The following is a 626-nucleotide window of genomic DNA, read 5'->3' as shown; positions in this document are numbered from 1 at the left end:
GGAAAAAAGAGGGAAAGGAAGAGAAGAAGGGGGAAAGGAGGAAGGAGAGGAAGGAGAAAGAGGGGGAAGAGGAGGAAGAGAAAAAGGAGGAGGAAAGGAAGAAAAAGAAGGAGGAGAAGAAGGAGAAAAAAGAAAAAAGAGAGAAGGAAAAAAAAAGGGAAAGAGAGAAGGAAAAGCAGGGAAAGAGGAAGGAAGAGGAGGAGGAGGAAGAGAGGGAAGGGGAAAGGGAGAAGAGAGGAGACTGAAAGAAGGAAAGAGGGGGGGGGAGGAGGGAGGAGAGGGAGAAGAAAAAAAAGGAGGAGAGGGAGGGGAGGGGGAGGGAGAGAGAGGAAAGAAGGAGGAAGAAAAGGGAGAGGGGGAAGGAAGAGAAGGGGGGGGAGGAGGGGGAGGAGGAGGGGAGAGAAAGAAGAGAAAAGGAGAGAGGAGAAAAGGGAGGAAAGAGAAGAAAAAAAAGGAGAAAGAGGAGAGGGGAGAAGAAGGGGAGGAAAAAAGGGAAAAAGGAAAGGGAGGAAGGAAAGAAGGAAAAAAGGAAAGGAGAAGGGAAAAAAGGGGAAAGAGGAGAAAGGAGAAAAGAGGGAAAGGGGAAGAGAGGGAGAGTCGGCCTCGGCAATCCTGATCGACTTCTA

At 49.5% G+C, this 626-nt stretch carries 1 protein-coding gene; it reads left to right on the top strand.

Annotation, left to right across the window (positions count from 1 at the left end; all coding sequences use genetic code 11):
• Nucleotides 1-616 (top strand): hypothetical protein (locus NR111_RS18870; protein WP_256821630.1); only part of this gene is annotated, 616 nt, incomplete at its 5' end.
• Nucleotides 617-626 lie beyond the last annotated feature (10 nt).

This window comes from Dietzia sp. Die43 (assembly GCF_024519835.1).
Lineage (GTDB): Bacteria > Actinomycetota > Actinomycetes > Mycobacteriales > Mycobacteriaceae > Dietzia > Dietzia kunjamensis.
This window is presented reverse-complemented; position numbering and strand designations above follow the sequence as displayed.